Origin of the sequence: Micromonospora sp. MW-13, assembly GCF_003434305.1 — a bacterium.
GTDB lineage: Bacteria > Actinomycetota > Actinomycetes > Mycobacteriales > Micromonosporaceae > Micromonospora.
Genome location: NZ_QKKX01000044.1, coordinates 112,439 through 125,873, shown reverse-complemented (window position 1 = coordinate 125,873; position 13,435 = coordinate 112,439). Strand labels below are relative to the sequence as shown.

Annotated in this window: 11 protein-coding genes; 4 read left to right on the top strand and 7 right to left on the bottom strand. The window is 74.2% G+C overall.

The window, feature by feature from the left end; translation table 11 throughout:
* Positions 1–155 precede the first annotated feature (155 nt).
* The 3 genes from C5N14_RS33325 to C5N14_RS21255 are packed head-to-tail and all read left to right on the top strand — an operon-like array spanning position 156 to position 1,754.
* Positions 156–323 carry a hypothetical protein gene (locus tag C5N14_RS33325; RefSeq protein ID WP_243639879.1) on the top strand — a complete coding sequence of 56 codons (168 nt, stop codon included), beginning with the start codon at positions 156–158 and terminating at the stop codon, positions 321–323.
* Positions 313–1,512 carry a helix-turn-helix domain-containing protein gene (locus C5N14_RS21260; protein WP_243639878.1) on the top strand — a complete coding sequence of 400 codons (1,200 nt, stop codon included), beginning with the start codon at positions 313–315 and terminating at the stop codon, positions 1,510–1,512. Before C5N14_RS33325 ends, C5N14_RS21260 begins: the two co-directional genes overlap by 11 nt.
* Before the next feature lie 2 nt (positions 1,513–1,514).
* Positions 1,515–1,754, top strand: coding sequence for a hypothetical protein (locus tag C5N14_RS21255; protein ID WP_117669875.1), 240 nt, complete (start codon positions 1,515–1,517; stop codon positions 1,752–1,754).
* A 133-nt stretch (positions 1,755–1,887) separates the two neighbouring features.
* Here C5N14_RS21255 and C5N14_RS34245 read toward each other — a convergent pair whose 3' ends face one another.
* Both C5N14_RS34245 and C5N14_RS21245 read right to left on the bottom strand, forming a co-directional pair.
* Positions 1,888–2,235, bottom strand: a complete 348-nt coding sequence (locus C5N14_RS34245; RefSeq protein ID WP_117669874.1) for a pentapeptide repeat-containing protein — start codon at positions 2,233–2,235, stop codon at positions 1,888–1,890.
* A gap of 149 nt (positions 2,236–2,384) precedes the next feature.
* Entirely contained in the window at positions 2,385–2,834 is a 450-nt protein-coding gene (locus C5N14_RS21245; RefSeq protein ID WP_128763623.1) for a hypothetical protein, read from the bottom strand.
* A gap of 548 nt (positions 2,835–3,382) precedes the next feature.
* Here C5N14_RS21245 and C5N14_RS34240 point away from each other — a divergent pair.
* Complete coding sequence (locus C5N14_RS34240) at positions 3,383–3,718, top strand: inositol monophosphatase family protein (RefSeq protein WP_117669872.1); 336 nt, start codon at positions 3,383–3,385, stop codon at positions 3,716–3,718.
* Between the two features lie 284 nt (positions 3,719–4,002).
* On the opposite strand, the gene C5N14_RS21235 is transcribed toward C5N14_RS34240, so the two are convergent.
* The 5 genes from C5N14_RS21235 to C5N14_RS21215 all read right to left on the bottom strand — a co-directional run bounded on the left by C5N14_RS21235 (position 4,003) and on the right by C5N14_RS21215 (position 13,309).
* On the bottom strand, positions 4,003–4,284 hold the full coding sequence (locus C5N14_RS21235) for an SCO0607 family lipoprotein (RefSeq protein ID WP_117670014.1): 282 nt from the start codon (positions 4,282–4,284) through the stop codon (positions 4,003–4,005).
* A gap of 298 nt (positions 4,285–4,582) precedes the next feature.
* Positions 4,583–6,499, bottom strand: a complete 1,917-nt coding sequence (locus C5N14_RS21230; RefSeq protein ID WP_117669871.1) for a thiopeptide-type bacteriocin biosynthesis protein — start codon at positions 6,497–6,499, stop codon at positions 4,583–4,585.
* 78 nt (positions 6,500–6,577) lie between these two features.
* Complete coding sequence (locus C5N14_RS21225; protein WP_128763622.1) at positions 6,578–9,262, bottom strand: TOMM precursor leader peptide-binding protein; 2,685 nt, start codon at positions 9,260–9,262, stop codon at positions 6,578–6,580.
* 5 nt (positions 9,263–9,267) lie between these two features.
* Complete coding sequence (locus C5N14_RS21220) at positions 9,268–10,416, bottom strand: lantibiotic dehydratase C-terminal domain-containing protein (RefSeq protein WP_117669869.1); 1,149 nt, start codon at positions 10,414–10,416, stop codon at positions 9,268–9,270.
* Entirely contained in the window at positions 10,409–13,309 is a 2,901-nt protein-coding gene (locus tag C5N14_RS21215) for a lantibiotic dehydratase (RefSeq protein WP_128763621.1), read from the bottom strand. Before C5N14_RS21215 ends, C5N14_RS21220 begins: the two co-directional genes overlap by 8 nt.
* Between the last annotated feature and the right edge of the window lie 126 nt (positions 13,310–13,435).

The window sequence follows — 13,435 nt, the reverse complement described above, 5'->3', positions numbered from 1 at the left end:
TCCTCGACCGTAACTGTCCGATCACTGGATGCTGATCTCCGGGCGTGGCTAGGACAGGTGCCGTTCCGGCCGAGAAGCCGCGCCTCTTGTTCGGCGCGGCGGTGGTCGGTCCTTCCAAGAGCACCGCTGCCGCGCCCTTCCACAGGAGGACGCAGATGGACGGTGTGCAGCGCGAGCCGACGCAGAGCCGGGGCGAGCAGATCCAAGCGGCGGAGCATGAGGCGGCGAAACAACGGCTTCTCGCCCAAGCCGAGGCGGACCGGGTACCGGTGGAGGAAACTACGCGGGCGGTGCCGGACCGGCGGGGAAATCGTGGACGGTGACCGACTGCCGGTCGGTCGTCGGGTGGCGTACTGGCGTGGTCGGCGGAAACTGTCGCAGCAGGTGTTCGCCGACCGGCTCGGCAAGTCCAAGAGCTGGGTCGACAAGGTCGAGCGCGGCGTCCGGTCCCTCGACAAGCTTTCCACCCTCCAGAACATCGCCGCTGTCCTGCGCATCGACACCGCGGTACTACTCGGCAGGGACATACGACCCGCGGGCGTGCCCGAGCGGACCGAGGGCGTGGAGCGGATCCGGGCGGCGCTGTCGACGTACGAGATTCCCCTCGGCCGACCCGCAGGCAGCCGGCCGGTGCTGCCGGCCGTCCAGATGGCCCGCCAGGTCGCGCACGCCTGGACGACCTTTCAACATGCCCGCTATACACGCGTGGTCGACCTGCTGCCGGAGTTGCTGGCCGACGTCGAGCGCGTCCACGACACTGACCCGGTGGCGGGTCGGGCGCCACTGGTGGAGGCGTACCGGATCACCGCGTCGCTGATGGTCAAGCTGGGTGCCCCGGACCTGGCGTGGCTTGCTGTCGACCGGGCGATGATCGCTGCCACGGGCGACCGAGTGGTGGTGGCCGCCGCAGCGGTGCAGCTCGGTCAGGTGCTCCGCGCGTCTGGGCAGGTGCGGGTGGCGAAGTCGGCGATGCTGGCCGCCGCCTACCGGATCGCCCCACCGGTGATCGAGTTCGGCCTACCCCCGGAGTTGTCCCTGTGCGGAACCCTGCTTCTCCAGGCAGCCTTGGCCGCCGCCCGTCACGGCGACGACGCGGCGGTGGCCGAGCTGCTCGACGAGGCCGCCGCCCTGGCCGCCCGAGTCGGCGACGGGCATGACCACCACCGCACCGGGTTCGGGCCGACGGCGGTGGAGCTGGCCCGGGTCGCCGCAGCGGTGGAGTTGGGCGACGGAGGGGCCGCCGTAGCCTGGCACGAGAAGGCAACCACGCGGGACGGCTGGCGGTGGCTACCCGCCGAACACCGCGCCGCCCACCTGATCGACGCCGCCCGCGCGTACCTCCAGACCGACGATCCGATCAGCGCCGGCCGGGCCCTGATGGAAGCCGACCACGTTGCGCCGGCCGAGATCCGCCACCGACCGGCAGGCCGGGACGTGCTCGCCCAGGTCGCCCGCGACCCCGCCACCCCAACGACGCTCATCCACCTCGCCGCCACCCTCGGGGTGGGTTGAGGATGACCGCGCCGTTCCTCTCCCTGGCCCAGATCCGCAACCGGCTTATCCTCACCGCCCGCTGGGTCCTCCGCGACCATCAACCCGGCCCCGACGGCCGCTGCCCGATCTGCCGGACAGCAAACTGCCCGCTGGCCACCGCCGCCCGTGACGTGCTCCGTGCAGCCAAGGAAGTACAGCTATGGAGTACAGCAACCCACCCGACCGAACCCGACCGGGACGACCCTCAGCAGGCCGAATGACCTCGGACGACACCCGATCCGACCGCCTCGCCGAGAGTTCACACCGAGGTCTCTGGAGTCGAGTCCAGCGATTCGGCAGAAAGGGTACGCTGGCATGCCCAACGAGGGCCGAGTAGCACTGGGTGCCGACACGTCAACCCGAAGTAGTGCGTGAGTCTGAGAGGCCGTCCGGCCACCCAATGACGCGCTCGGCGGTGACGCCTCGAAGGTTGGCCCCGTCCCACCGGGCCCCGGTAGCGTCCGTGCGTCCGTACTCCGGATCGTGAGTCCTAACGTAGCTGAACCGCGCGTAGGACAGATCCGCGTCGCGCAGGTCGGCATCCCGCAGATCGCAGCCAGCAAAGCTGGCACCCCGGAGAGACGCACCCCGGAGGTCGGCGCCACGGAAATCACAAAACTTGAAGGAGTGCCTATCGAGGGTGCGATGCCGAAGATCGCGACCCACGAACGACTGCCTCGTCGCGCCGGGCAGGATGCTCATCCGCGAACCGTAGCCCGATCGCCCGTTGCCGAACCACCGGCTTTCTACGCGCTCACATGCGACGCATCAAGCGGCGGCGCCGCGCCGGCCCGGCCCCGGCCTGCTGGCGACCTCCGGCCGGCATCGGCCGGGCCGGCCGGCCACACCTGCTATGTCTCGTCAGGATCTTCGACGTGTGACCTGTCATTGAGGTCGACCACCATGTCCCCGAGGAAGCGGGCCCCGCAGCTATCGCAGAATGCCCCTTCCGCTGCGCCGTCAACTACCAGCTGACCGTCGGTCCCTGGGTAGCCGAGGTACCACTGGCCACGCAGCATGACCATCAGCTTCGGCCACCGTGGCTCACAGGAGCACACGGTGTTCTCAGGCTCGTGCGCCCATTCGAACGGAGGCGGCGTGCCTGGTTCGATGATGAAGTTGCCCGGGTAGGTCGCGGCGCATTCGGCGCACCGGGCTGACAGCTCCAATAGCCTGGTCATCGGACTGCCGTGCTCGGATGGTTGGCACGGCATGACATGGCCGTTCATCTCCGTCACCAGAGCCGGCCATTGGGGCCGACAGCGGCACGTGGAATTCTTGGTCCTGAACAGCTTGATCACGTACACTCCCGCACTCTGACGTTGAGGCGAGGAGCCTAGCGGGCGGTTAGACCTTCGGGGCTCCGCCCCGAGCCCCGGCCTTCCCTCGGAGATCGGCGGCGGACGGGGGATCTCCTCGGTCAAGCACCACGAGGGCTACGCGAGAAGCCCCGGCCGCGCCAAGACCAAGCCGCTTCGCGGTCGCCTACGGCGAGCCTTGACACGACCGGAGAACCGGCGACAGCGGCATACGGACGAACGCCCGAGGTGGCAGACGTGGGTAGACGCCGCCGGACGAGGCGCCCAGGACTTACAAGCGAGAGGTCGGTGCAACCGGAGGGCTGGCGGCTGGATGGTCTGACCTGGCGGCATGCGTGCGGTGTTGGGCTGGCCGCGAAGCGTGACCGCACGTACCGTCCGTTGTGCAGACTCTACGCCGGACGTCGTCGACCTCGTGCAGGAGGAGCCATGGCTGACTACATTGGGCTGCGTGTCGCCAGCTGGCGGGACGCCGCTGGGATGACGCAGCAGCAACTGCCTTGGAGTTAGCACCACTTCGACGTTGGCAGATGCTCGGCTCGATGCTCTGGACGACGCGTCCAGAGCCCGTCTCCCATCGAGTGTGGCCCGCGTACCGGCAAGCCCCCTCCCGCTCGTCGAGCTTTGTTCGTGGCGAGATCGATGCCTTCTTGGTCGAGCGGTACCACATCTGGGATCACGCACCATGGATTCTGCTTGTCGAGGAAGCGGGCGGCCGTTTCACCGATCGAACCGGAGGACATGCGGGCGATCAAGGCGGCGGCCTGTACTCCAACGCCAACTTGCACAGTCAGTTGCTCACCGCGCTTCAATACCCGACGCGCGCGCCGGTCGCGGCGAGAGGTGGCTGTCGGCAGCAACGGTGACAGCAACTAACGAGACGCCCTGCAGCCTTTGGGCTGCCGGTATTTCGTCCCCGCCCGCCGAACCCGGCGTGCTGGCCCGGCCCCGCACCGGGCTCTCCACGTGATCCGTTGAGTCATGCGATGAGTTCCGAGACGCGCCCGACGAAGGCAGCATCGTCGTGGTCGGTGCGGCGGTAGCGTGCTCCCGCCGGGTCGACCTCCTCGATGTTGTGGTGATCTGCGTTCTGCGGAAGCGGTAACGTTCCACGCCCATCTTCGCCGGGCTGTAGCGGGTCAAGCCGTCCTCAGGTCTCGATGATGTTGCCCCGATCGTCGATGCCGTGGCTGCGCCAGTAGATGTCCCACTCATCATCGACGTGCTTCGGGACCTTGCCTTGCGGGTAGCGGACATACGGGGCGGTCGGCTCCTGGCCATCAGGGACGCAGGCGCTGCCGCCCTGTCCACCGACCGCGATGACCGGGTACTCACCGTCGCCGCAGATGTCCTCTACATAGGAGCAACCGCTGGTCATCATCAGCCCGCTCAAACCGACCGCTGCGAGAACGATCATGACTCGTGTGCGCATGCGGAAAAGTCTGGTCGCCGTGGTCGCGTCTGTCACCCGCACGCGTACCTAAGTCGCGCCCCAATGGTTCCGCGCAGTTCGCTGACCAGCCTGGGCGCTCGACGTGCGGTCGCACCTACCGACACCAGCTCGAAGTGGACCGCCACTCTCCTGGTCGGTGATGGATCCTCGTCGCCACCGAAACCCGCTTGGTGACCGTGCCCGCCTGGAAGGTGGCGGGCTGGTAAGGGTCGGGGTGTCATACGTCATCTATGTCTCTGGGTACATCTGTCGCCCACGAAGCGACCCGAGCCTACGCCTACGGGCGACACCCGATCCGACGCGCTCGCCGCCAGTTCGGGACGACGAGGTCAGCAACGGGTGTGCACGCTGGACGCCCCAGGGCGATGGCGTAGAAGGCGGTCGAGGTGAGGCCGTCGAGCAGCAGCAGGTGGTTCAGCTCGTCGTCGTAGAAGCCGCCGACCGGCGCGGCGGAGAGCCCGGCAGCAGTCGCGGCGAGCAGCAGGTTCTGTGCGAGGTGGCCGGTCTCGACGGCGGCGAAGCGGTAGCCGCGCAGTCCGTACCGGGCCCGTACCCGGTCCAGGTCGGCCACCACGAACAGCCAGAGCGCCACCGCCTCGACGTCGAGCCCGCCCGTTCCGCCGGTTCCGGCCGGCCCGCCGGGCTCGCCGATCCCACCGGTGTCGCCGATTCCAGGTGGCGTGCCGGGCGCGGCGAACTGGGGAGCGATCCGGGCCAGCCGCGCGGTGCCCGGATCGGCCGCCACCCGCTGGAGGCCGTGTCGCTCCGGCAGGTACCGGTAGAGCGCGGCCGGCACGCCCGTGACCCGGCGGGGCAGCACCATCAGCCGGGTGGTCACCAGGCCACCCGGGCTCGGGTACGCCAGCAGCCGCGCAGCACCGCCCACCGGCGCGTCCTCCTCGTCCGCTGCCGTGCCGCCCCGCTCCGGCGCGGTTTCGCCGGCCGCGTAGCGCAGCAACCGGCCCAGCTCCGCCGCGTCCAGCTCGCCCGGGCCGAAGTCGTAGCGGGTCCGCCGGGCGAGCAGCACCTCGGCCAGCGAGGCGTCGCCGAGCCCACCCGGGGTCGGCTCGGGCAAGGCCAGCGTCGCCGCCCCGACCGACGCGCCCGGGTCGGGCCGGACCGGCTCGACCGGTCGGGGGTGCTGCTCCGGCCACCGGGCCCGGACGAACTTCGACCGCTCGTGGTAGCGCCGGTCCGCCGCGTCGAGCGTGTCGGCGTGGAATCCCTGCGGCGCGGCCGGCTCGGCGTGCGCGGCCGGCTTGGCGTAGGCGAACGACGCCAGCCAGGCCAGGTGGCATTCGGCCGGGATGCCCAGCCCGAGGCGGTTGTGCAACATGTGTAGCTGCGACGCGAGGATGCCGGCGACCGTGCCGCGCAACCGGCCCCGCCCCTGGAGCGCCCGCAGCGTCGCGGCGTACCCGGTGACCGCATCGGCCCAGAAGTTGACCGAGGTGGTGGCGCCGCGTCGGCCGGTGACGATGTCGTCGATCAGCCGGCGCCGCCCGGCGTACGCGGCCGGGTTGGCGTGGAAGTCGCGTTCCGCCGCGATCAGGGCCAGGCCGAGGTCCTGGCCGTGTGCCTCCGGCACCAGGGACCACCCGTTGGCGTAGCCGCGCAGGAAGCGCACCGCCTCGGGCGCGGTGAGGCCGCTGGCGGCGAGGAAGCCGAAGAGCAGGTCCACCGTGGTCGAGCGACGCCGGGCGGGCGCCGCGTCGAGCAGCGTGGCGGCGACCCGGCTGGACGCGGCGAACAACTCCTCGGCCGCCCCGATGGCTTCCGGTCCGCCGTACCGGTCGACCTCCGGGTGGTACGGCTGGTCGAGCACGGTGCCGTGCGGGTGCCAGCCGAGGTCCGGCCCGCCGGCCGTGCCGGTCCTGCCAGCGGTGTCGGCCGTACCCGCCGTCCCGAACCCGGCGTACCAGTCGGCCGGCCGCAGTTCCCGGGCCGGTGGTGGCAGCGCGGCCACCGCCTCGGCGAGCCCGTCACGTAGCCGCCGTACCGTCGTGGGGGAGGCGTCGGCGACCCGCCAGCGCAGGTGCGGGCCGCCTTCCCAGTAGCGGACGAAGAACCAGGAGGAGATCTCGCCCCGGTCGAGCAGGTCGCCGGTGGTCGGCACGACGTACTCCCGCAGCACCGTCTCGGTGTGTTCGGAGCCGCCGTGCAGGTAGGCGTGCAGCGCGGACCAGCGACTCATCGTGGGTGCTCCTCTGACCGTACGGGATGCGTACCGGAACGGATGCGTTCCGGGACGGGGTGGGTACCGGGCGGGCGGCTACGGGAACGGGTGGGGCAGTGTCGGGCGACCGGGACCGGTGCCGGAGCGCCGCCGCAACCGGGGCAGGTCCACCCGCCGGTTGAGGTGCCCGAAGGTCATCGGCAGGGCGCCGGGGGCGAGCACCTTCACGGCGGTCAGCCCCAGCCGGCGTTCCGCCGCGCCGGTCTGCCGCACCACCAGCGGCGGCATCCCGGCGGCGGCCATGGCGTCGACGAGCCGGCGCAGCACCTCGGTCAGGTCCGGATGGCGCCAGCGATCCCGCCGGCCCGCGAAGTGCGCGTCGAACGGTCGCGGGTCCGCCGGCCGGGTCGCGAAGTCGAAGCGGGGCAGGGTCTCGGCGAGCAGGTGCAGGGCCGCGTGGTCCGCCAGGTCCCGCACCTGGTCCGGGTCGTCGAGCATGGCGAGCAGCCGGTCCCGGGGCGGGCGGGGCATCCTGGGCGCGACCGCCATGTTCACGCCGGCCTCCAGGACCGCCGCCGCGACGGCCCGGCGCGGATCGGGGTGTGCCCCGGCCGCCGAGAAGGTCGCGCCCCGGGCGGTGGCGTCGGCCCGGTCCGCGGTCAGCAGCGCCCAGATCACCGGTACGCCGACGTCGCTGGTGATGTCGAACAGGTGCAGGGTGTACCCCTCGGCCGCGATCCGGTCGGCGAGGTGCCGGGTGACCGGATCGAGGTCCGGCGGCATGGTCAGGGCGGTCGGCGGCGTTGCGGTGTACCACGTGAGCAGGAAGGCGTCCCGCTCGATCGTCTCCAGGCAGGCGTGCAGGACCGCCTCCTCCAGGCAGCTCCCGACCGCGCAGCCGCTCGAACTCTCGAACAGGAAGCGGCCCGCCCCGGGTCGGCGCACCCCGTAGTACGCGGCGTGCTCGGGCACCAGGACCTGCCGGTCACCGCTCAGGTCGTGGGCCCACACCCAGGAGGTCACCGTCTGCGGGGTGTACGGGTCCAGCGGGTAGGCCGGGTGCCGCACGGCGTCCGGCTCCGGCAGGCCCAGCCGCGCCGGGTCGACGGCGTCGGCGGCCAGTTCCCGGTAGCTGCCCAGCACCGTGGTCCGGCGGCCCTGCGGGTACCGGCCGGCCTCCCGTTCCACCGCCTCCAGCAGCGCCAGCACCTGCGCGGTCGGGTGGTCGGCTGCGCGGCCGTAGCCGCCGAGCCGACCGGAGCGGCCCGGCACCGGCAGTTCGGCCGCCGCGAGCGCCACCGGACCCTCCCGCTCGGAGTGGACCGCGGTGACCGGCCCGTACCGCAGGTCGACCAGCTCGGCGCGCAGGACGCCGAGGTCCGGTGCGCCCCGGCGCAGCCGGTCCGGTGCCGGCAGCGGGCGCGGGTGCAGGACGACCCGGGCGGCGGCGGCCGAGTCGGGCGGCAGCGCCGCGCAGGCCGGGCAGTCCGGCACCGGCCGGACCAGGTGGCGGGTGACCGAGCCGTCCCGTACCGCCAGCACGCCGACGGTTCGCGGATCGACGCCGCCGGTGAGCTGCCCGGCGGCCAGCGCTGCGACGAGTCGCTGCCAGTACGGCGGCAGCGGCAGCGGCCGGCCGTCCGCGACCAGCGCGGCGGCGACCGCGCTGCCGCGCTGGTCGCCCGTGTCGAGGGTGGCCCGGCGCCGGACGTCGGCGCACTGGAGGCAGGCGTCGTCGGCGGTGTCGGGTCGGCTCAGCGGGCCGATCTCGATCGACGTCCCGCGCGCCCGCACCGGAAGGTACGCCGCCCCGGTCGCGTGGGCGGTGCGCTGCTCGGCGAGGTGCCGGGCCACCGGCCAGTCCGGTGCCGCGCCGACGACCACGACCCGTCCCGGCCGGCGGTGTGGCGTACCGGTGGACCGGATCGGGGCGGCGGCCCGGACCGCCTCGACCAGCGGGCCGTCGTCCCCCCGGACCAGCACCGAGACGTCGCCCGGGTCCGGCCGTTCGGGCCGGTCGACGCCGCCGTCGCCGTCGGCCGCCGGCGTCCCGACCCGGCGGACGGTGCCGCCCCGCAGCAGCAGCGCCGTGTCGTCGGCGAGCCCGCCGAGGGCCCGCACCACCTCGTGCACCACCAGGTACGGCAGCAGCCGGTGCGCCGGTCCCACCGGTGCCGGTACGCGGTCCGCCGGTGCGCCGGGGCCGGTGGGGGTGGGCCGTCCCGGCGGGCCGATCAGGGCGCCGTCCGGCCGGACGGTCACCGCCAGCATTTCGCCGCCGCCGTTCGGCGGATCGTCCCCGGTCCCGGTGCGGATCAGTACCGTCAGGTCGGCGTCGGGACCGGCGTCGCCGGCGACCGCCACGCCGGACGCGCGGAGCGCCGCGCGTACCGCGGGCACCTGGCCGGGGCCGCCGGTGACCGCCACGGTGGCCTGTCGCACCGCCGCCAGCGCGCCGGCCGGGTCCCCGGCCACCCCGGCCAGGTACGCGGCCAGCGGGTGCCCGTCCAACGGCAGCCGGGCGTCGACCAGCAGGTCGTGTTCGGCGAGCAGACCGAACAGCCAGCGCACCGCCGCGGCGGTCCGGGCGGACCTGCCGGCGATCGCGGTCTCCGGATCGATGCCCTCGCGCACCAGCGGCTCCAGCCGCCGCCACAGCTCACCGGCGACCGGCGGTGCGGTGACCAGTGCGCTGGACCGCCAGCCGCCCACGAACAGCCCGCCCTCGACCGGCCGGACGATGCTGCCCGGCCGCAGGGTCACCACCCCCGTGCCGCCCACCGGCGTCACCCGTCGCGGGCCACGAGCGCGTCCTGCCACGCCACGCCGTGGATCTGCTGGGTCGCCTCGGCGAGCAGATGGGCCCCGAGATACCGCTCCAGCGGCGCGACGTCACACAGCGCCAGCAACTGGTAGAGCATGTTCGTGCAGAACCGGTACACCTGGAACTCCCGGGTCGCCGCGATCCGCTGGAAGCCCGACGCCTCCAGCGCCCGGTGGTACGCGCTGGCCCCGCGTTGTTCGAGGTCCCACCGGATCGCGGTGGCCTCGTCGAACGAGGTGGACCGGCGCCGGAACTCGGTGGAGAGCTGCCCGCTGAGCGCGCCGGCGTCGTACGCCCGCTCGGCGATCCGCCACGACGCCGCGCTCCAGGCCCGCCACGCCGCCGCCACCGGATCGTCGGGGTCCGGGGTGGCCGCCTGGCGGACCAGGCGCAGGTACCGGTCACCGGCCCGGCTCGCGAAGGCGGCGAAGCGCGGGCGCAGCACGGTGTCCCGCTCGCCGAAGAGGAAGTCCTCCAGGTGGGACAGGAAGGTGTGGTACCCCGAGAGCAGCCGGCCCGGCCAGGTGTCGGCGTGCGCGGCCATCGCGGTGACCACGACCCCCACCCGGGCGGCCGGGGCGTCGCCGACCCGGGCCAGTTCGTCGAGGGACACCCGGACCGGGCGCAGCCCCTCGGCGAGGATGTCGGCGCGGCAGCCGACCGCGCCGGGCGAACCGAGCAACGCGGCGAGCGAGGTCCGGTCGCCCTCGGTCACCAGCACCGTGTTGTCCGGCTGGATCGGGTCGTAGGGCGGTGGGACCAGCTCGGCCCGGCCGGCCGCCTCGGAGCGGCGCAGCAACTGCGCCACGTCCAGGCCGGCCCGGGAGGGCGCGCTCACCAGATGCCCGCGCAGCCGCTCGGCGGCCTCGGCGGCGGACGCGACCCGCAGCGCCTCCGCCCCGCGCAGGCTCAGCCGTACGTGTGGGCCGTGCAGCCAGTGCCGTTCCAGGTGGACGGTGAGCCCGGCGTCGCGCAGCCGGTCGGCGACCGGCAGGATCGCGGTGCGCAGCAGCGGGGCCTTGACGTCCTCGTGGTAGTAGCACGTGACATCGGTGCTCGGCGCCGGGGCCAGGGCGGCGTCCGGCACTGTCGGGGGGTTCGGCTCAGCCATGGTGTGACTCGACTCGGTTCGTCGGTGCGGTGGGGGATCCGGCCGGATCGTCCCGACCGGGGCGCGGATCGACCGGGCCGGGACCGGCTCCGGAGACCGCCGGGAGGTACGTCTCGACGACCAGCTCGGCGACCCGGTGCGGACGGTCGTGGCCGGCCGGGCGGGGCAGCGCCTCCTCCACCACCAGCGGGCCGGTGATCCGGCCGAGCCACCGGGGCAGGCAGCGCAGGTGCAGCGGGCTGGCCAGGTCGGCGAACTGGGGCTTGGGCCGGGTCATCGCCTGGCGGAGATCGGCCACCGTCCGGGTCTCCGGTCCGGGGACGTCCTGCGGTGGCTGGCCGGGCCGCGGCTCCCGGCCGCCGGGCCGTTGGGCGCCCTGGTTCAGGAACACCTGATCCGGCAGGCCCCAGGCGGCCCGCAGCTCGGCGGCGGCGACGACCGGGTCGCCCGGGGCGGGGCCGGTGCCCGGCGGGTGGCCGGCCCGGAACCGCTCCTCGGCTCCGGCGTCGAACCGCCAGCTCCGGCGGGCGACGACGATCCGGCCGCAGCGCAGCCGGTTGCGGATCGTCGCCTCGCCGCCCGGGCCCGACACCGTCCTGGTCGCGGCCAGGTGGCCGAGGTCGACCTCACCGGTGCCGAGGTCCCCGAGCAGCGCGGCCACCCGGGCCGGTAGCGCCGGCGGTGCGAGGAAACCGAGGTACAGCACGTCGAGCAGCTCACCGGTGGCCGGGTCGAGCAGCCGGACCTGGTCGCCTGCCGGATCGTGGACCAGCTCGACCGCGGCGACGTCGAGCCCGCCCAGCCGGGGGTCGTCGCTGATCTCCGCACCGACCAGCAGCGGGTGCAGGTTGGCGTTGAAGCCGTGCACCGGCCGGAACTGGGCCACCCGGCCGGGCAGCATCCGGCGGAGCTGCGCGGCGACCGCCGTACGCATCCCGGCGTCGGCGAACAGGTCGAGGAACCGGCTGGTGAACCGGCCCCAGCCGCCGTAGATGTGGTTCAGGTGCAGCGCCCCGTCGGGATCGGGCTGCCCGAAGAAGGCGTACGAGACGGGCCTGGCGCGCAACCAGCCGGGCAGCGCGGCGAACGCGTCGGCGGCCAGCCCGGCGGGGACGACGGTCTCCGTACCGTCGTCGCCGGCCCGGACCGCCCGGGTCACCTCCTGCCGGAGCCGGGCCAGCCCGGCCAGCTCGGGGACCAGGGCGACCGGAGCACCGGCCAGGGCCCCGTCGGCGGCCACCGTCGGCAGCCCGCCCAGGCCGGCACCGACGTCGGCGAAGAACTCGCCGAGGTCCGCGCAGCGCCCGCCGGGGCCGTACCGTTCGACGAACCGGTGCCGCAGCAGCCGGCGCAGCACCTGGTCGGCGTCGAAGAGCAGCGCCAGGCCGGTCAGCGCGGTCAGGTCGGCGCGGTCCGCCGGCTGCCGGGTCAGCCGGACCGGGCCGGGCAGCACGACGTCCTCGGTGGCCGGCGCCTGGGGCGGTGCGGCGGCGTCCAGGCCGTGCAGCGCCTCCTGCCAGCCGGCGCTGATCCGCCGCAGCAGCGGGCCGCGCGGGGCGGCGGCCACGTCCGCCAACGACCGGATGTCCCGGTCGAGCTGCCGTACCCGGTCGGCGACGGCGGGTGTGCCGGTGTCACCGAGCCAGTCGGCGACCGCGGCCAACGCCCCCGGATCGTGTTCGGTGGTCGGCGGCGCCGGGATCAGCAGCCGCTCGGCGCAGAGCTGGGCGATCAGGCGTCGGGCGAGCTGATCGGCCGCCGGGGCCCGGTCGGGTTCCGGCGCGGGCGGCCCGTCGGCGGTGGGCTGGTCGGAGCGCCGGGTGAGCGCCGCGACGAGCCGCTGCGGCGGGTAGCCGTCGGGGGCCGCGCGCAGTACCCGGACGATGGCGGCCAGGGCGGGCCGCAGCGGTATCCGCACCCGCTCCTCCCGGATCACCGGCGTGCCGTCGACGCCGGTGGCCGGATGCTCGCGGTAGAACACGACGTGCCCGTCGTGCAGCCGGGTGCCCGGCGCCAGCCGGTGCGGGGTGCGCCACGCCCGCTCGGGGTGGGTGTTCCCGGCAAGGAAGAGGCTGGCGATCAGGCCGGCCGGAGGGCGGGTCACCGCCACCGGCGCTCCCGCCGCCGACAGGTCCAGCCCCGGCACCGGCTCCGACCCAGCCGGGCCGGCCGCCCCGGCGGCGGGTGTCAGATCGTCGGTCGGGGATGCCGGCGGGTCGGCCGGCCAGCGTCCCCAGCCCACGATGGTGAACCAGGACAGCGGGCTGGTCCTGGTGGTCGCGCGCAACGCGTACCGCAGCACGGTCGGCTCGGACTTGCGGCTGCGGGCATCCGGTGCGCCACCGTGCTCGGCGGTCCGGCGTACCGCCGCCAGCAGTTCCGGACTGGTCAGCGCCACCGCGCGGCCGATCGGCTCGGTGCCGCAGAGCGCGGCGAGCGCCGCCCGCTGCGCCGCCAGCGCCGGATCCGATCCCGCGTGGACGGCGTCGGTCAACCGGTCGATCTCGGCGCGGCCGGCCAGCCAGCGGCCCAGCGCCGGCAACCGGTCGGGCAGGTCGTCGAGCCGGGCGAGGACGTCGGCGCCGGGGGACCGCCCGTTGTGGACGTCCCGGCGCAGCGGCAGCAGGACCGAGCGACGGTACGCCGCCGGGGACTGCCCGCCGATCCGGTACAACTCGTCGGTCAGGCCGGGGGCGAGGGCGCGGCACTCGACCAGCCGGTCGACGAGCCGGTCCTGGAGGCGGCGTAGGCGCCGGTCGGCCGGCCCGGTCGCCGGCTGCTCGACCGCGGCCAGGCGGACCAGCACGTACGGCGCGATCTGCACCTCATCCGCGACCTGGCCGGACGGGGCCGGTCGCGACGGGGCGCCGCGGCGCTGACTGGTGATTGTCACGGTTCCCTTCCCGGCGGGACGCTCGGCGGCCGGCACGGGACGCGCCGGTTGCGGCCAGGCGCGGTGTGCCGGCGGGGACCGGCTGCGTCGGTGGTACCCGGCGCCGCCGACCCCGCCGGTCGGTGC